This is a genomic window from Pseudomonas koreensis (assembly GCF_025447595.1).
Taxonomy (GTDB): domain Bacteria; phylum Pseudomonadota; class Gammaproteobacteria; order Pseudomonadales; family Pseudomonadaceae; genus Aquipseudomonas; species Aquipseudomonas koreensis_H.
The window spans coordinates 77478-95712 of sequence record NZ_JAOEJU010000016.1 but is presented as its reverse complement, the minus strand read 5'-3'; the positions used below and the strand labels follow the sequence as shown (position 1 = coordinate 95712).

The window sequence follows — 18235 nt, the reverse complement described above, 5'->3', positions numbered from 1 at the left end:
GGTCAGTTGCCAACCCTCTGAACCGTTGAGGCCGGTTCATCGCTGCCTGTTCTTGTGGAACTAAAGAGCTGTTGTTGCCAGCCGCTTTGTCGAGCGGCTTGGTGGCAAGAATATGCATGGATGCATATACAGTCAATGCGTAAATGCATTTATTTATGCACAAGAAATGCGCGGATGCATGAAAGCCCCGCCAATCAAGGGTTGCCTGATTTTCTACGGGCGAAAAAAAACCCGCCGAGGCGGGTTTCGTCAGAATGGAATCAGTTTACCGGGCGTACATGCCCCACCAGAAAACGTGACCGAGGATAACGATCTGCTCTTCCTGCATGTCCTGGAAGCTGTAGTCCTCGTCCGGGTGCTCATCGCGATTGAAGCTGCGCAGACGGATACCGGTAGGCAGGCGATAGAGCTGCTTCACCCGCAATTGACCGTTGTGATTGATCGCATAAAGGTCGCCATCAATGATGTCGCCAATACCGCATTTGCCCGCGTTGACGCCGACCGTGGCACCGTCGCGCAGCACCGGCAACATGCTGTTGCCCCGCACGGTCACGCATTTGGCCTGGTCGAACTGCACACCGTTATGGCGCAGGCTGCGCTTGCCGAAGCGCAGGCTGGAGCGCTCGCTCTCTTCGATGACGAATCTTCCTGATCCAGCAGCCAATTCAACCTCGCGAAGAAAGGGCACCGACACCTCGTCGTCATCGACGGGCGTGTCATCGTCCCACAGGCTTATGTCCTTGAGTTCGGAATGCAACTCGTCGCGTCCGCCGGTGCCGGCGGGCGCAACATCCGCGCGCCCGCGCAACTGATCGGTGCTCACGGCAAAGTACTCGGCGATCTTCGAGATGTGTTTATCCGAAGGATCGACGATCTTCCCGCTGAGAATCCGCGAGAGCGTGGATTGAGGCACGCCGGTGCGACGGTGGAGCTCCGTGGGGGAGATCCCGTGCTGGTCGAGCAGTGCTCTTAAGACGGTAGATACGTTGCGTTTTTGCATAACGCGCATAGTGCTTGAAGTTTTTCGGGAAGACAAATGCTGATTTGCATAAATCGTGCATAGTCGACCTTTTTATACCCGATGCATGTCACCCGGCCGCGATGCCTGCGTCCGACAGAGCGCCCATGGTAACCTTGCGCCCATCGCGGAAAAGCCCGGCCACGGCCGCACTTTTACCCCACACCTTTGAACGAGTTGCCTGACAATCCGATGAATAAAGCCGTCTCCGACCTGTCCTCCCACACTCCGATGATGCAGCAGTACTGGCGCCTGAAGAATCAGCACCCGGACCAGCTGATGTTCTACCGCATGGGCGACTTCTACGAGATCTTCTACGAAGACGCGAAGAAGGCGGCCAAGTTGCTGGACATCACCCTGACCGCGCGCGGTCAGTCGGCGGGTCAGGCGATTCCGATGTGCGGGATTCCGTATCACGCAGCGGAAGGCTACCTGGCGAAACTGGTCAAGCTCGGCGAGTCGGTGGTGATCTGCGAACAGGTTGGCGACCCGGCTACCAGTAAAGGCCCGGTGGAACGTCAGGTGGTGCGGATCATCACCCCGGGTACGGTCAGCGACGAGGCGTTGCTGGATGAGCGTCGCGACAACCTGATCGCGGCGGTGCTGGGCGACGAGCGCCTGTTCGGCCTCGCCGTACTGGACATCACCAGCGGCAACTTCACCGTGCTGGAGATCAAAGGCTGGGAAAACCTGCTGGCGGAGCTGGAGCGGGTCAATCCGGTCGAGTTGCTGATCCCGGATGACTGGCCAAAAGATCTGCCGGCGGAAAAACGCCGCGGGGTACGTCGTCGTGCGCCGTGGGATTTCGAACGTGATTCGGCGCTGAAAAGTCTCTGCCAGCAATTTTCCACCCAGGATCTGAAAGGCTTCGGTTGCGAAACCCTGACCCTGGCGATTGGCGCCGCCGGTTGCCTGCTGGCATATGCCAAGGAAACCCAGCGCACCGCCCTGCCCCACTTGCGCAGCCTGCGTCATGAACGCCTGGACGACACTGTGGTGCTGGACGGCGCAAGCCGGCGCAACCTCGAACTCGACACCAACCTGGCCGGTGGCCGTGACAACACCCTGCAATCAGTAGTCGACCGTTGCCAGACCGCCATGGGCAGCCGCTTGCTGACCCGTTGGCTCAACCGCCCGCTACGCGACCTGACCGTGCTGCTGGCTCGCCAGACCTCAATCACTTGCCTGCTCGACCGCTACCGCTTTGAAAACCTGCAACCGCAGCTCAAGGAAATCGGCGACATCGAGCGGATTCTGGCGCGGATCGGCCTGCGCAATGCCCGCCCTCGCGACCTCGCTCGCCTGCGCGATGCACTCGGTGCCCTGCCTGAACTGCAAGCGGCGATGACCGATCTGGAAGCGCCGCACCTGCAACGCCTGGCGACCACCACCAGCACCTACCCGGAACTGGCGGCGTTACTGGAAAAGGCCATCATCGACAACCCGCCGGCGGTCATCCGTGACGGCGGCGTGCTGAAAACCGGTTACGACAGCGAACTCGACGAGCTGCAATCGCTGAGCGAAAACGCCGGCCAGTTCCTGATCGACCTGGAAGCCCGGGAAAAGGCCCGTACCGGCCTCGCCAACCTGAAAGTCGGCTACAACCGCATCCACGGCTACTTCATCGAGTTGCCGAGCAAGCAGGCTGAATCGGCGCCGGCAGACTACATCCGCCGTCAGACCCTCAAAGGTGCGGAGCGCTTCATCACGCCAGAACTCAAAGAGTTCGAAGACAAGGCGCTGTCGGCCAAAAGCCGCGCCCTCGCTCGCGAGAAGATGCTCTACGAGGCGCTGCTGGAAGATCTGATCAGCCAGTTGCCGCCGTTGCAGGACACCGCTGGCGCGCTGGCCGAGCTGGACGTGCTGAGCAACCTCGCCGAGCGTGCGCTGAATCTCGACCTGAATTGCCCGACGTTCGTCAGCGAACCGTGCATGCGTATTTCCCAGGGTCGTCACCCGGTGGTCGAGCAAGTGCTGACCACGCCGTTCGTGGCCAACGACCTGAGCCTGGACGACAACACTCGCATGCTGGTGATCACCGGCCCGAACATGGGCGGTAAATCCACCTATATGCGCCAGACTGCACTGATCGTGCTGCTGGCACACATCGGCAGCTTCGTGCCGGCGGCCAGTTGCGAACTGTCGCTGGTGGACCGGATCTTCACCCGGATCGGTTCCAGCGACGATCTCGCCGGCGGGCGCTCGACCTTCATGGTGGAAATGAGCGAGACCGCCAACATCCTGCACAACGCCACCGAGCGCAGCCTGGTGCTGATGGACGAAGTCGGTCGCGGCACCAGCACCTTCGACGGTCTGTCCCTGGCATGGGCAGCAGCTGAGCGTCTGGCGCACCTGCGTGCCTATACTCTGTTTGCGACGCACTATTTCGAACTGACGGTGTTGCCGGAAGCCGAGCCTTTGGTTGCCAACGTGCATCTCAACGCTACCGAGCACAATGAACGCATCGTGTTCCTTCACCATGTGCTGCCGGGGCCGGCGAGCCAGAGTTATGGCCTTGCAGTCGCGCAACTGGCCGGTGTGCCGAGCGAAGTGATCGTGCGTGCTCGTGAGCACTTGAGCCGCCTGGAAGATACCGCGCTGCCGCATGAGGCGCCGAAACCGGCCATCAAGGGCAAACCGGCGACACCGCAGCAGAGCGATATGTTTGCCAGCCTCCCGCATCCGGTGCTGGATGAATTGGCCAAGCTGGATCTGGATGACGTGACACCGCGTCGTGCACTCGAAATGCTCTATGCACTAAAGAACCGGATATAAGTACCGACGAACCGGATATAACGCAAACGGCTTCAAGCTGTTAGAATCTCGCGCGGTTCGGGATGCTGCTGGCTATTAGCCTGGCTGGCAGACATCGCTCCCGAACCTGGCGACCCCAACCGTGAAGGGGCAACGCTGCCGCCGCCTGAGGAGAAAATTAGAAATGACCTTCGTCGTCACCGACAACTGCATCAAGTGCAAGTACACCGACTGCGTAGAAGTCTGTCCGGTGGACTGCTTCTACGAAGGCCCGAACTTCCTGGTAATTCACCCGGATGAGTGCATCGACTGCGCCCTGTGCGAGCCGGAATGCCCGGCCGTGGCCATTTTCTCCGAGGACGAAGTTCCGGAAGAGATGCAGGAATTCATTCAGCTGAACGTCGAGCTGGCCGAGATCTGGCCGAACATCACCGAGAAGAAAGAATCGCTGCCGGATGCCGAAGAGTGGGATGGCGTCAAAGGCAAGATCAAAGACCTCGAACGCTGATCTGTCCCGCGTTTGAAGAAAAGGCCCCTCGCGGGCCTTTTTGCTTTTCCGGGTTTTGCTTTATTTCAGGCAAAAAAAAGGGGCGGTTTGACCCGCCCACATTTTTTCCCTATTCCCTGTGTTCCTTTTCATCGTCCTGATGAAATCGCTTCCTGCGATGTCCATTCCCCTCTTCCTTGAAGGGCGTGTCTATCCGTCGACACAACCCAGATACTAATGAGTTCCCCGGCGGGAGCAACTGGCCTTCAACGCGCGGACTTGTTGTCACAAGCCCTCAACATTAAAAAATAATCATATAAATCATTAAGTTATGAAATGTCGATGATCAAAATCGCCGTCAGCGGCAGTGTAAAAATAACGAACACTTACGATACAGTCAGCAAAGGCTTACAACGCAAACCTACAAGCTGGGAATGCCTCCCGCTTTCAGTACATAAACAAAAAGCCCCGAACCAGTCGGGGCTTTTTGCATAGCGGTCATGCAGGCGGCTTATTGAAACAGCGACTCGCTCGACAGGCCGTTTTTCTCGAGAATTTCCCGAAGGCGTTTGAGGCCTTCCACCTGGATCTGTCTCACCCGTTCCCGGGTCAGGCCGATCTCCAGGCCTACATCTTCCAGCGTGCTGCTCTCATGACCGCGCAGGCCGAAGCGGCGTACGACCACCTCGCGTTGCTTGTCGGTCAGTTCCGAGAGCCATTGATCGATGCTCTGCGACAGATCGTCGTCCTGCAGCAGTTCGCATGGATCGGTCGGACGGTCATCCGTCAAAGTGTCCAGCAGGGTTTTATCCGAATCCGGACCCAGCGAGACGTCGACCGAAGAAACCCGCTCGTTCAGGCCCAGCATGCGCTTGACCTCGCCCACCGGTTTTTCCAGCAGGTTGGCAATTTCTTCGGGTGAGGGTTCGTGGTCGAGCTTTTGCGTCAGCTCCCGTGCAGCCCGCAGGTACACGTTGAGCTCCTTGACCACATGGATCGGCAACCGGATGGTCCGGGTCTGATTCATGATCGCGCGCTCGATGGTCTGACGGATCCACCAGGTCGCGTAGGTCGAGAAGCGGAAACCGCGCTCGGGATCGAACTTTTCCACCGCGCGGATCAGTCCGAGGTTGCCCTCTTCGATCAGATCCAGCAGCGACAGCCCCCGATTGACGTAACGCCGGGCGATTTTGACCACCAGCCGCAGGTTACTTTCAATCATGCGCTTGCGACCGGCAGGATCGCCACTTTGCGACAAGCGCGCAAAATGAACTTCTTCTTCCGGTGAGAGCAATGGGGAAAAGCCGATTTCGTTGAGATACAACTGCGTGGCATCGAGTGCCCGAGTGTAGTCGATGTACTTGTGTTGTTTAAGCGAAGCGGAGCTTCTGGATTTGGCACGAACGGAAGGTGGAGCAGCCCCTTCATCATTCGACATCGAATCCGAATCGATGCCGGTCTCCATCAGGAGAACCTCATCGTCGATGTCAAACTCCGGCACTTCTTTACTGAGAGCCATTGTTATAGTCCTTTGGTGAGTTCGACCCCAAGCTCAAGCGGCGCCTTTATCCTTGGCAACGCTGGAGCCTGTCCCCTCTACGTGACGGAACAGGCTGGTCTGCAAATCAACGTCTTGGCAGGAACTGCAGCGGATCTACAGGTTTACCTTGTCGGCGAATCTCAAAATGCAGTTTCACCCGGTCTGTACCCGTTGACCCCATTTCGGCAATTGTCTGTCCGACCTTGACCTGCTGCCCCTCCCGTACCAACAGCCGACGGTTGTGTCCGTAAGCACTGACGTAGGTTTCGCTGTGTTTGATGATGACCAATTCGCCGTAGCCCCTTAAGCCACTCCCGGCGTAAACCACCGTCCCATCAGACGCAGCTAAAACAGGCTGTCCCAAATCCCCGGCGATATCAATTCCTTTATTCAAACTACCGTTTGAAGAGAATTTACCAATCAGAATGCCATTAGATGGCCATCCCCAGCCGGTCGGGGCCGGACCCGGAGGAGGCAATGGAGCGGGTGTTTGCTTGTTGGCGACGGACGGTACAACCGTCGTCGAAGCCGCGCCGGAACCCGTGGTTGTGGTAGTCGTCGTGCCATTTGCCTGGCGCCGGATAACCGTGGTTTTGCTGGACGAAGACGCTGAGGAACCGGTGTTGGTGACGACCGCAGTCGACGTTGAACCGGTGCGGCCATCGAAGCGAATCGTCTGACCCGGATGTATCGTGTATGGCGTAGGAATATTGTTCCGGGCGGCGAGGGCTTTGTAGTCCCAGCCGTAGCGAAAGGCGATGGAAAACAAGGTATCACCCGGACGGACTACATACTGACCGGTCGTTACGGCCGGACGCTGGGCCACCGCATTGTTGCGATCGACGACTCGTACGTTGTTCGATTTTGTGCTGGAGCAACCAACCAGCAAGGTGCTCAAGACAAGGCCAGTCACCAGGCGCTGAAAGCTCGTGTTACCTATACGCTGCGCTATGACTGTGAGACTCACCCGCCGCTCCCTTTGTGGTGGCTGAAAAATGTGGAATGCCGATTCCGGCATGAAACTTCGCAAGTATAACGGGCGCAACCGGCTTTACCTTTATAGAAGCGCTATCGCTCGGCGCACACGTTTGCCTGAAGACGATCAATCCTGTTTAAACACTCGCTGCCGCTGTAAGACAGGCGGGTTCGACAGGAATTCAGCGCCCCCGAACAAATGCTCAGGCCAGCGGACCGTTGAGCAATGGCACAAAACGCACCGCTCCCAGAACGTGTCGGGAGAAGCCGTTTTCTTCGCGCACGATCAACATCAATTGCTGCACCTCACCCGAGCCAACCGGGATTACCATCCGCCCGCCCGGTGCCAGTTGATCCAGCAAAGCCTGAGGCACATCGGTAGCGACCGCCGTGACTATGATGCCGTTGTACGGCGCAAGCGCCGGCCAGCCTTCCCAGCCGTCGCCCCAGCGGAACACCACGTTACGCAGATTCAGCTCGACCAGGCGTTCCTTGGCCCGATCCTGCAAAACCTTGATGCGCTCCACCGAGAACACTCGCTCGACCAGTTGCGACAACACCGCCGTCTGGTAACCCGAACCGGTGCCGATCTCCAGCACTTTATCCAGCGGACCGGCTTCCAGCAGCAGCTCGCTCATGCGCGCCACCATATAAGGCTGGGAAATGGTCTGGTTGTTGCCGATCGGCAGCGCGGTGTCCTCATAGGCACGGTGCGCCAACGCTTCATCGACGAACAGGTGTCGCGGGGTGCGGCGGATCACTTCCAGCACGCTGGCGTTGGAAACGCCCTCTTCATACAGACGCTGGATCAGGCGCTCACGGGTTCGCTGAGACGTCATTCCGATGCCGCTGCGCAGCCTGTCTTCTTGTTCTCGAGCCATTAATTGAGCCCCTCCAGCCAGCCGTCGAGACTTCTGAAGGCATCATTAAAGGTGCGATCAAGCTGCAACGGAGTGATGGAAACGTAACCCTGCATCACCGCATGGAAATCGGTTCCCGGCCCGCCGTCTTCCGCGTCACCTGCCGCCGCGATCCAGTAACCGGCCTTGCCGCGCGGGTCCACGACTTTCATCGGTGCCGCCGCACGGGCGCGATGGCCGAGACGGGTCAGTTGAATGCCGCGAATGTGATCGATCGGCAGATTGGGAATGTTCACGTTCAACACCGTGCGTGGTGGCAGATCGAGCCCGGCGTGGGCTTCGACCAGTTTGCGCGCAAAGTAGGCAGCCGTGGACAGGTTATCGACCTGCCGCGAAACCAGCGAGAAGGCAAACGACGGGCGCTCGAGAAAGCGGCCCTCGAGGGCGGCTGCCACCGTCCCGGAATACAGCACGTCATCCCCCAGGTTGGCGCCAAGGTTGATGCCCGAAACCACCATGTCCGGTTCGCGCTCGAGCAAACCGTTGAGCCCCAGATGGACGCAGTCGGTCGGTGTGCCATTGATGCTGATAAAGCCGTTGGCCAGATATTGCGGGTGCAGCGGACGGTCGAGCGTCAGCGAACTGCTGGCACCGCTCTTGTCCTGTTCCGGGGCGATAACCACGCATTCGGTGTAATCCGCCAGCGCAGCATAAAGCGCGGCAAGACCGGGCGCAGTCACCCCATCGTCGTTAGAAATCAGAATACGCATGGGCTGTCCGTCTGCCCCACCGGCACCAGATCAACGAGTTCACGCACCAATACGGTGGCGAAGCATCCGGCCGGGAGGACGAATTCCAGTTGCAGAATGTCAGGCTCGGGATAATGCCACGTCAACCCGCCAATGGGCAGCCGCAGGATGCGACGTTCGTGGCTCATACCGGCATTAATCAACCAATCGCGCAGATCCGCCTCGCGTGCGGCAATTCCCTGCTCCAGATCATGGACAACCCCGGTCGCCGGCGAGTCACCTTCGCCCCACTGCGGCCCGGTCGGGTGCAGGTCCAGAATCGCCAGGCGCGGGTCGCTGCATTCGGCTTCACCTGCCGGAAAAAAGCTGCGGCTGTCGGTGAATGCCAGCAAATCGCCGACCTGGGCACGCTGCCAGCTGCCATCGGCGACCCGCGCCGCGAGCACCTGATTGAACAGAAAACTGCGCGCGGTCGACAGCAGGCGCGAACGCACATTGCGTTGCTCCGGCAGTGCCTTGCGCGCAGCCCACGAACGGGCATCGACGACGTTGCCACCGTCATGGCCGAAACGCTGGGCACCGAAGTAATTCGGGATACCTTGATTGGCGATCAGTTGCAGACGCTCGTCGATGGCGGCCTTGTCGCCATTGAACTGGGTCAGGCGCAACGTGAAACCGTTGGCCGAATGCGCACCGCGTTGCAGCTTGCGCTTATGGCGGGTGGTCTTGAGGATTTTCAGCGTGTCGTTTTCAGCTGCCGACAGATCCGGATCAGCCTTGCCCGGCAACTGAACGCTGAACCACTGACGGGTCAGCGCCTGACGATCCTTGAGCCCGGCGTAACTCACCGTACGCAGCGGCACACCGGCTGCCTTGGCGATACGGCGCGCGGCTTCTTCGGTGTTCAGGCCGCGCTTTTCCACCCAGATCCACAGGTGCTCACCGTCACCGCTGAACGGAATGTCGAGGACTTCATCGACCTGGAAATCTTCGGCGATGGCTTTCAGGACCGCGGTGCCGAGGGCGTCGCCATAGGCCCGCGGGCCGAGCAATTGCAGTTCGTTCATGCGCGCAGCAACAAGGCAACGGAATGCACGGCGATGCCTTCTTCGCGACCGACGAAGCCGAGCTTCTCGGTGGTGGTGGCTTTCACGTTCACTTGATCCAGTTCTACTTGCAGATCCGCGGCAATCAGCGCGCGCATCGATTCGATATGGGGGGCCATTTTCGGTGCCTGGGCAACGATGGTGTTGTCGACGTTGCCGACCTTCCAGCCTTTGGCGTGGATCAGACTGACCACGTGACGCAGCAGCACACGGCTGTCGGCGCCCTTGAATTGCGGGTCGGTGTCCGGGAAATGCTTGCCGATATCACCCAGCGCAGCCGCGCCGAGCAAGGCGTCGCTCAAGGCGTGCAGCAGGACGTCACCGTCGGAGTGAGCGAGCAGCCCGAAGCCGTGTGCGATTCGCACGCCGCCCAGAGTAATGAAATCGCCTTCAGCGAAACGGTGCACATCATAGCCGTGGCCAATACGCATAAAAAAACGCCCCGAATTTTGTCAGGGCGTGATTCTACCTGCATTAGGCCTTGAGGGCGCGCGCGTGATGCTGCAAGTGGTCGTCAATGAAGCTCGCGATGAAGAAATAGCTGTGGTCGTAGCCCGGTTGCAGGCGCAACGTCAGCGGATGCCCCGCCTGTTTTGCCGCTTGTTGCAGGGCTTCGGGTTTGAGCTGGGTGGCGAGGAAATCGTCGCGGTCACCCTGATCCACCAGCATTGGCAGTTTCTCGTCGGCCTCGGCGATCAGCGCACAGGCATCCCACTCGCGCCATTTCGAACGATCTTCGCCCAGATAGCGGGTGAACGCTTTCTGGCCCCAAGGGCAATCAATCGGATTATTGATCGGCGAGAACGCAGACACCGACTGATAACGTCCCGGATTGCGCAGCGCACAGACCAATGCGCCGTGACCGCCCATGGAGTGGCCGCTGATGCTGCGTTTTTCCGACGCCGGGAAATGCGCTTCAACCAGTGAAGGCAATTCCTGCACGACATAGTCATGCATCCGATAGTGCCGCGACCAGGGTTCCTGCGTGGCATTCAGATAAAACCCGGCACCGAGGCCGAAATCCCACGCGCCATCCGGATCACCCGGTACATCAGGACCACGCGGGCTGGTGTCCGGTGCCACGATGATCAGCCCGAGCTCGGCCGCCATGCGCATGGCACCGGCCTTCTGCATGAAGTTTTCGTCCGTGCAGGTCAGGCCCGACAGCCAATACAGCACCGGCAGCTTGCCGCCCTGCTCTGCCTGCGGCGGCAGGTACACGGCAAACACCATGTCACAGCCCAGCACTTCGGAGCGATGGCGATAGCGCTTGTGCCAGCCGCCGAAACTTTTCTGACAGGAGATGTTTTCCAGACTCATGTAGGACTCCTACGCAGCCACGGCTGCACATTGGCAGCCGTGGCATCGCGATTGATCAGAAATGAATGACGGTGCGGATGCTTTTGCCTTCGTGCATCAGGTCAAAGGCCTTGTTGATGTCTTCCAGACCCATGGTGTGGGTGATGAAGGTGTCCAGCGGGATTTCGCCGCTCTGAGCCATGTCGACATAGCTTGGCAATTCGGTACGGCCACGCACCCCACCGAACGCCGAACCGCGCCAGACTCGGCCGGTCACCAACTGGAACGGACGGGTAGCGATTTCCTGGCCGGCACCGGCTACGCCGATGATGACCGACTCGCCCCAACCCTTGTGGCAGCACTCGAGGGCTGCGCGCATCAGTTGCACGTTGCCGATGCATTCAAAGGAGAAGTCGACGCCGCCATCGGTCATGTCGACGATCACTTCCTGGATCGGACGATCGAAATCTTTCGGGTTCACGCAGTCGGTGGCACCCAGTTGCTTGGCGATTTCGAACTTGGCCGGGTTGATGTCGATGGCGATGATGCGCGCGGCCTTGGCCTTCACCGCACCAATCACGGCCGACAGACCAATGCCGCCGAGACCGAAGATGGCCACGGTGTCACCCGGTTTGACCTTGGCGGTGTTGATCACCGCACCGATACCGGTGGTCACGCCGCAACCGAGCAGGCAGACCTTTTCCAGCGGCGCGTCCTTGGAGATCTTGGCCACGGAGATTTCCGGCAGCACGGTGTACTCGGAGAAGGTCGAGGTACCCATGTAGTGGAAAATCGTTTGGCCTTTGTAGGAAAAGCGCGACGTGCCGTCCGGCATCAGGCCCTTGCCCTGGGTGGCGCGAATGGCCTGACACAGGTTGGTCTTGCCCGACTTGCAGAATTTGCACTGACCGCATTCCGGGGTGTACAGCGGGATCACGTGGTCTCCGACGGCCACCGAGGTCACGCCTTCGCCGATCGCTTCGACGATGGCGCCGCCTTCATGGCCGAGGATCGACGGGAAGATACCTTCCGGATCAGCCCCGGACAGGGTGTAGGCATCGGTGTGACAAACCCCGGAAGCCACCACGCGCAGCAACACTTCACCGGCCTTGGGCATGGCGACATCGACTTCTACGATTTCCAGCGGCTTCTTGGCCTCGAAGGCAACGGCGGCGCGCGACTTGATCATGCTGACTCTCCAGTGAATCCATTGAATAAAAAACCAGACAGGGAGTGTAGTCCAGCGCTGCTTGATGAATAATCCGGGCAAAAGCAAAACATTATTGCCATACAGGGATAATCCCGATGTCCGAAAACCGCTGGGAAGGCATCGACGAGTTCGTCGCCGTTGCCGAGTGCAGCCAGTTCACTGCTGCCGCTGAACGCCTGGGCGTTTCTTCCTCGCACATCAGTCGACAAATCGTACGACTGGAAGAGCGCTTGCAGACGCGACTGCTGTACCGCAGCACCCGACGCGTCACACTGACCGAAGCCGGCCAGACCTTCCTGCAACATTGTCAGCGCCTGCAGGACGGTCGCGAAGAAGCGTTGCGCGCAGTCGGCGATCTGACCAGCGAACCCAAAGGCATGCTGCGCATGACCTGCGCCGTGGCGTACGGCGAGCGTTTCATCGTGCCGCTGGTGACCCGGTTCATGGGCCATTACCCGCAATTGCGCATCGACATTGAACTGACCAACCGCCAACTCGATCTGGTTCACGAAGGCCTGGACCTGGCGATCCGCCTCGGTCGTCTTCAGGATTCCCGGCTGGTGGCCACCCGACTGGCACCGCGGCGCATGTATTTGTGTGCGTCGCCTTCCTACCTTGAACGGTACGGGCGTCCACACAGTTTGTCGGAACTGGGACGGCACAATTGCCTGATCGGCAGCTCGGACATCTGGCAGCTTGAGCAAAACGGGCGGGAATTTTCCCAGCGGGTGCAGGGAAACTGGCGCTGCAACAGTGGGCAAGCGGTGCTGGATGCGGCGCTACAAGGCGTCGGACTGTGTCAGTTACCGGACTATTACGTGCTGGAGCATTTGCACAGCGGTGCGTTGATTTCGCTTTTGGAGGCGCACCAACCGCCGAATACGGCGGTGTGGGCGCTGTATCCGCAGCAGCGGCACTTGTCGCCGAAGGTGCGCAAACTGGTGGATTTTCTCAAGGAAGGTTTGGCTGAACGGCCGGAGTATCGGATTTAACGACGGTTAATCCAGCGTTGGCGCAACCATTCGAGGTCTTCGGGGCGGGTGACTTTCAGGTTGTCAGCACGACCTTCGATCAGACGCGGCGCCATGCCGGCCCACTCCATTGCAGAGGCTTCATCGGTGATCACTGCATCGGCCACCAGACTGTCCGCCAATGCACGGTGCAGCGCACCGAGGCGGAACATCTGCGGTGTATAGGCTTGCCAGATCACGCTGCGATCGACGGTTTCCACCACCCGACCGTGCTTGTCGACCCGCTTGAGAGTGTCCTTGGCCGGCACGGCCAGCAATCCGCCGACCGGGTCGTTCGCCAGCTCAGCGAGCAGTTTGTCGAGATCGTCACGGCTCAGATTGGGCCGCGCCGCATCGTGCACCAGCACCCAGTCCTCGTCGTCAGCACCTTGGCCATGCAGATGAAGCAAGGCGTTGAGTACCGAGCCAGAACGTTCGGCCCCACCGTCGACCCGTTGAATCCGCGAATCACTGGCGCTGGCCAGGTTCGGCCAATAAGGATCATCGACGGCAAGACTGACCACCAGGCCCTTTAGGCTCGGGTGATCGAGGAAACAGCCGAGGCTGTGTTCGAGAATTGTGCGCCCGCCCAGTTGCAGATATTGCTTGGGACGGTCCGCGGCCATACGGGCACCAACGCCTGCGGCAGGAATCACGGCCCAGAAGGCCGGCAGGGAATCGATCATTGGGCCAACTGGTAAAGGGTTTCGCCGTCCTTGACCATGCCCAGTTCGTGACGAGCCCGTTCTTCAACGGTCTCCATGCCTTTCTTCAACTCGCTGACTTCAGCGTCCATCACCCGGTTGCGCTCCAGCAAGGCTTCGTTCTCGGCGTGTTGATCAGCAATCTGCTGATTCAGTTCGGCGACTTGCGCCAGACTGCCATTGCCCACCCACAGGCGGTACTGCAGACCGGCCAGCAGCAAGAGCAAAACGAGAAACAACCAGTAAGGACTGCGCATCGAATATCAGGTATCCAGTGAAAAAAGACAGCCACGCAAAAAACTTTGAAGCATCTGATAGCACGAAGCCTGGAATATCCAGGCTTGTGCATATAAGGCATCAGATTAGTGGCAAATCCATCGCTGTCACGACTTTTCCGACACAATCCGGTGTCTTTCTATCATTTACTGCTCAGCCGCGAAACTCGCTGCGACCGTTGTACTTGGCTTTGCCATTCAACTGCTCTTCGATACGCAGCAGTTGGTTGTACTTGGAAACGCGGTCGGAACGGCACAGCGAACCGGTCTTGATCTGGCCAGCGGAAGTGCCCACGGCCAGGTCGGCAATGGTCGAATCTTCGGTTTCGCCCGAACGGTGCGAGATCACGGCAGTGTAACCGGCAGCCTTGGCCATCTGGATGGCTTCCAGGGTTTCGGTCAGGGTGCCGATCTGGTTGAACTTGATCAGGATCGAGTTGGCGATCTTTTTATCGATGCCTTCTTTCAGGATCTTGGTGTTGGTCACGAACAGGTCGTCGCCGACCAGTTGGGTCTTCTCGCCGATCTTGTCGGTGAGGATCTTCCAGCCAGCCCAGTCGGACTCGTCCAGACCGTCTTCGATCGAGATGATCGGGTAACGCTCGGTCAGACCTTTGAGGTAGTCGGCGAAACCTTCAGCGGTGAACACCTGGCCTTCGCCGGACAGGTTGTACTTGCCGTCTTCGAAGAATTCGCTGGCCGCGCAGTCCAGAGCCAGGGTCACGTCGGTGCCCAGTTTGTAACCGGCGTTGGCGACTGCTTCGGAAATCACTTTCAGTGCGTCTTCGTTGGACGCCAGGTTCGGCGCAAAACCGCCTTCGTCACCGACAGCAGTGCTCAGGCCACGGGCCTTCAGCACAGCTTTCAGGTGATGGAAAATCTCGGTGCCCATGCGCAGACCTTCCGAGAAAGACTTGGCGCCAACCGGCTGAACCATGAATTCCTGGATGTCGACGTTGTTGTCGGCGTGTTCGCCACCGTTGATGATGTTCATCATTGGAACCGGCATCGAGTACACACCCGGGGTGCCGTTCAGGTTGGCGATGTGAGCGTACAGCGGCAGGTCCTGATCCTGTGCAGCCGCCTTGGCAGCAGCCAAGGACACGGCGAGGATGGCGTTGGCGCCCAGGGTCGCTTTGTTTTCAGTACCGTCCAGCTTGATCATCGCGTGATCCAGGGCTTTCTGGTCGCTTGGGTCGGTGCCCAGCAGCAGATCGCGGATCGGACCGTTGATGTTGGCTACCGCCTTGAGCACGCCCTTGCCCAGGTAACGGCTCTTGTCGCCATCACGCAGCTCGAGCGCTTCACGCGAGCCAGTGGATGCACCGGACGGCGCGCAAGCGCTGCCGATGATGCCGTTGTCGAGAAGCACGTCCGCTTCCACGGTGGGATTGCCACGGGAGTCGAGAACTTCACGACCTTTGATGTCGACGATTTTTGCCATTGTTGTAAACACTCCAAAGTTGACGAAAACGACGCAGCTAGAGGAAATCTTTTTACCGTCGGCAAGTGGTGTGCAGCGGGCAGCTTGCAGACGACAACGCTCATACCCGAGGGCATGAGCGACAAATCGTGCGGTACTTTACCGGAGAATTGAGGTTTACGCGGTTTCTACCGTCGGAAAACTCTTCACCAGTTCGTCCAGGGCTTTGAGCTGGGCCAGGAATGGCTCCAGTTTGTCCAGACGCAAGGCGCAAGGGCCGTCGCATTTGGCGTTGTCCGGATCCGGGTGCGCTTCGAGAAACAGGCCCGCCAGCGACTGGCTCATGCCAGCCTTGGCCAGGTCGGTGACCTGGGCGCGGCGACCGCCGGCGGAGTCGGAACGACCGCCAGGCATTTGCAGCGAATGGGTCACGTCGAAGAATACCGGGTACTCGAACTGCTTCATGATGCCGAAGCCGAGCATGTCGACCACGAGGTTGTTGTAGCCGAAGCTCGAACCGCGCTCGCAGAGGATCAACTGATCGTTACCCGCTTCCACGCACTTGTTCAGGATGTGTTTCATTTCCTGAGGCGCAAGGAACTGGGCTTTCTTGATGTTGATGACGGCATTGGTCTTGGCCATCGCGACCACGAGGTCGGTCTGGCGCGACAGGAAGGCCGGCAGCTGGATGATGTCGCAGACCTCGGCGACGACCGCGGCCTGGTCAGGCTCGTGGACGTCGGTGATGATCGGCACGCCGAAGGCTTGTTTGATGTCCTGGAAGATGCGCATGCCCTCTTCCAGGCCAGGACCGCGATAGGAGGTCACAGAAGAACGGTTGGCCTTGTCGAAGCTGGCCTTGAACACGTAAGGGATACCGAGCTTTTCGGTGACCTTCACATACTCTTCGCAAACCTGCATGGCCATGTCACGGCTTTCCAGCACGTTCATGCCACCGAACAGCACCATGGGTTTGTCGTTGGCAATCTCGATGTCGCCGACGCGGATGATCTTCTGTGCCATCGGGGTTACGCCTTCTTCTGGTGTTGAGCCAATGCCGCTTTGACGAAGCCGCTGAACAGCGGATGGCCATCGCGTGGCGTCGAGGTGAACTCAGGGTGGAACTGGCAAGCGACGAACCATGGATGATCCGGAGCCTCGACCACTTCAACCAGCGCAGCATCAGCTGAGCGACCGGAAATCTTCAGGCCGGCTTCGATGATCTGCGGCAGCAGGTTGTTGTTCACTTCGTAGCGGTGACGGTGACGCTCGACAATCACATCCTTGCCGTAGCAGTCGTGCACCTTGGAGCCGGCTTCGAGCAGGCATTCCTGAGCGCCGAGGCGCATGGTGCCGCCCAGATCGGACGCTTCGGTACGCACTTCGACGGCACCGGTAGCGTCTTCCCACTCAGTGATCAGACCGACAACCGGATGGCCGCTGGCACGATCGAACTCGGTGGAGTTGGCGTCCTTCCAGCCCAGCACGTTACGGGCGAACTCGATGACCGCTACTTGCATGCCCAGGCAGATACCCAGGTATGGAACCTTGTTTTCGCGAGCGTATTGAACGGCAGTGATCTTGCCTTCCACGCCGCGCAGACCGAAGCCGCCCGGTACGAGGATCGCGTCGACGCCTTCCAGAAGCGCGGTGCCCTGGTTCTCGATGTCTTCGGAATCGATGTAGCGCAGGTTGACCTTGGTACGGTTGGTGATGCCGGCGTGACTCATCGCTTCGATCAGCGACTTGTAGGCGTCCAGCAGTTCCATGTACTTGCCGACCATCGCGATGGTGACTTCGTGCTCTGGATTCAGCTTGGCATCGACGACCTTTTCCCACTCGGACAGGTCGGCGCCATTGCATTGCAGGCCGAAACGCTCGACGACGAAATCGTCCAGACCCTGAGCGTGCAGCACGGCCGGGATCTTGTAGATGGTGTCGACGTCTTCCAAGGAGATCACCGCACGCTCTTCAACGTTGGTGAACAGCGCGATCTTGCGACGCGAGGACACATCCACCGGATGGTCGGAGCGGCAGATCAGCACGTCTGGCTGCAGACCGATCGAGCGCAGCTCTTTTACGGAATGCTGGGTCGGCTTGGTCTTGGTCTCGCCAGCAGTGGCGATGTACGGAACCAGGGTCAGGTGCATCAGCATTGCGCGCTTGGAACCGACTTCCACACGCAGTTGGCGGATGGCTTCGAGGAACGGTTGCGACTCGATGTCGCCAACGGTACCGCCGATTTCCACCAGGGCTACGTCGGCATCGCCGGCGCCCTTGATAATGCGACGCTTGATTTCGTCGGTGATGTGCGGAATGACCTGGATGGTTGCACCCAGGTAGTCACCACGGCGCTCTTTGCGCAGCACGTGCTCGTAGACACGGCCGGTGGTGAAGTTGTTGTTCTGGGTCATGGTCGTGCGGATGAACCGCTCGTAGTGGCCCAGGTCCAGGTCGGTCTCGGCGCCGTCGTGGGTGACGAACACTTCACCGTGCTGGAACGGGCTCATGGTGCCCGGGTCGACGTTGATGTACGGATCCAGCTTCAGCATGGTGACCTTAAGCCCCCGCGCCTCCAGGATGGCCGCCAATGAAGCCGATGCAATGCCTTTCCCCAAAGAAGAAACAACACCGCCCGTGACGAATATGTAGCGCGTCATGAAAAACCCTAGAAGTCTGCGTTAAAGCGGTCCGAGCCGCCGGGGAAAGCGAAGGAAGGCCGAAGCCCCCGATCACCTGCATTAATCACAGTGCACCTTTCAAAAAAACCGCCGCGTTGGGACAGACCGGAAGTGAAAACACCGGTACGTTGCTCGCTACACATT

At 59.3% G+C, this 18235-nt stretch carries 17 protein-coding genes; 3 read left to right on the top strand and 14 right to left on the bottom strand.

All coding sequences use genetic code 11. The annotated features are described in order from the left end of the window. Positions 1-265: 265 nt before the first annotated feature. Positions 266-1000 (bottom strand): LexA family transcriptional regulator, encoded by a 735-nt coding sequence (locus N8H71_RS19190; RefSeq protein WP_262195186.1) that lies wholly within the window; start codon positions 998-1000, stop codon positions 266-268. Between the two features lie 210 nt (positions 1001-1210). Between N8H71_RS19190 and mutS the strand changes: the two genes are divergently transcribed. Further along, complete coding sequence (gene mutS / locus N8H71_RS19185; protein ID WP_262195185.1) at positions 1211-3793, top strand: DNA mismatch repair protein MutS; 2583 nt, start codon at positions 1211-1213, stop codon at positions 3791-3793. Positions 3794-3956: 163 nt separating this feature from the next. Further along, positions 3957-4280, top strand: a complete 324-nt coding sequence (gene fdxA, locus N8H71_RS19180) for a ferredoxin FdxA (RefSeq protein ID WP_007908827.1) — start codon at positions 3957-3959, stop codon at positions 4278-4280. 490 nt (positions 4281-4770) lie between these two features. Here fdxA and rpoS read toward each other — a convergent pair whose 3' ends face one another. From rpoS to N8H71_RS19140, 8 genes are all read right to left on the bottom strand, one after another. Further along, positions 4771-5778 carry an RNA polymerase sigma factor RpoS gene (rpoS, locus tag N8H71_RS19175; RefSeq protein WP_262195184.1) on the bottom strand — a complete coding sequence of 336 codons (1008 nt, stop codon included), beginning with the start codon at positions 5776-5778 and terminating at the stop codon, positions 4771-4773. A gap of 106 nt (positions 5779-5884) precedes the next feature. Next, a complete protein-coding gene (locus N8H71_RS19170; protein WP_262195183.1) occupies positions 5885-6766 on the bottom strand; it encodes a peptidoglycan DD-metalloendopeptidase family protein in 882 nt (293 codons plus the stop codon). 211 nt (positions 6767-6977) lie between these two features. Beyond that, on the bottom strand, positions 6978-7613 hold the full coding sequence (locus N8H71_RS19165) for a protein-L-isoaspartate(D-aspartate) O-methyltransferase (protein WP_170844894.1): 636 nt from the start codon (positions 7611-7613) through the stop codon (positions 6978-6980). Positions 7614-7654: 41 nt separating this feature from the next. Beyond that, on the bottom strand, positions 7655-8404 hold the full coding sequence (gene surE, locus N8H71_RS19160) for a 5'/3'-nucleotidase SurE (RefSeq protein WP_262195182.1): 750 nt from the start codon (positions 8402-8404) through the stop codon (positions 7655-7657). Continuing rightward, a complete protein-coding gene (gene truD / locus N8H71_RS19155; RefSeq protein WP_262195181.1) occupies positions 8392-9450 on the bottom strand; it encodes a tRNA pseudouridine(13) synthase TruD in 1059 nt (352 codons plus the stop codon). Before truD ends, surE begins: the two co-directional genes overlap by 13 nt. Further along, positions 9447-9920 (bottom strand): 2-C-methyl-D-erythritol 2,4-cyclodiphosphate synthase, encoded by a 474-nt coding sequence (ispF, locus tag N8H71_RS19150; protein WP_007954821.1) that lies wholly within the window; start codon positions 9918-9920, stop codon positions 9447-9449. Before ispF ends, truD begins: the two co-directional genes overlap by 4 nt. Positions 9921-9963: 43 nt before the next feature. Then, on the bottom strand, positions 9964-10809 hold the full coding sequence (fghA, locus tag N8H71_RS19145; protein WP_262195180.1) for an S-formylglutathione hydrolase: 846 nt from the start codon (positions 10807-10809) through the stop codon (positions 9964-9966). A 55-nt stretch (positions 10810-10864) separates the two neighbouring features. After that, the gene (locus N8H71_RS19140) at positions 10865-11977 is read right to left on the bottom strand and encodes an S-(hydroxymethyl)glutathione dehydrogenase/class III alcohol dehydrogenase (protein WP_115076730.1); all 1113 of its coding nucleotides are present in this window, start codon (positions 11975-11977) and stop codon (positions 10865-10867) included. 116 nt (positions 11978-12093) lie between these two features. Between N8H71_RS19140 and N8H71_RS19135 the strand changes: the two genes are divergently transcribed. Then, positions 12094-12990 (top strand): LysR substrate-binding domain-containing protein, encoded by an 897-nt coding sequence (locus N8H71_RS19135; RefSeq protein WP_007954817.1) that lies wholly within the window; start codon positions 12094-12096, stop codon positions 12988-12990. Here N8H71_RS19135 and ispD read toward each other — a convergent pair. The 5 genes from ispD to N8H71_RS19110 all read right to left on the bottom strand — a co-directional run bounded on the left by ispD (position 12987) and on the right by N8H71_RS19110 (position 18070). Then, positions 12987-13694, bottom strand: a complete 708-nt coding sequence (gene ispD, locus N8H71_RS19130) for a 2-C-methyl-D-erythritol 4-phosphate cytidylyltransferase (RefSeq protein ID WP_262195179.1) — start codon at positions 13692-13694, stop codon at positions 12987-12989. The genes N8H71_RS19135 and ispD overlap by 4 nt on opposite strands. Further along, positions 13691-13969: a cell division protein FtsB gene (gene ftsB / locus N8H71_RS19125; protein WP_003222158.1), complete on the bottom strand. Its 279-nt coding sequence runs from the start codon at positions 13967-13969 to the stop codon at positions 13691-13693. Before ftsB ends, ispD begins: the two co-directional genes overlap by 4 nt. 172 nt (positions 13970-14141) lie before the next feature. Continuing rightward, positions 14142-15431, bottom strand: coding sequence for a phosphopyruvate hydratase (eno, locus tag N8H71_RS19120; RefSeq protein ID WP_007954808.1), 1290 nt, complete (start codon positions 15429-15431; stop codon positions 14142-14144). Between the two features lie 156 nt (positions 15432-15587). Further along, positions 15588-16433, bottom strand: coding sequence for a 3-deoxy-8-phosphooctulonate synthase (gene kdsA, locus N8H71_RS19115; protein WP_007954807.1), 846 nt, complete (start codon positions 16431-16433; stop codon positions 15588-15590). A gap of 5 nt (positions 16434-16438) precedes the next feature. Next, positions 16439-18070, bottom strand: coding sequence for a CTP synthase (locus tag N8H71_RS19110; RefSeq protein ID WP_003222153.1), 1632 nt, complete (start codon positions 18068-18070; stop codon positions 16439-16441). Between the last annotated feature and the right edge of the window lie 165 nt (positions 18071-18235).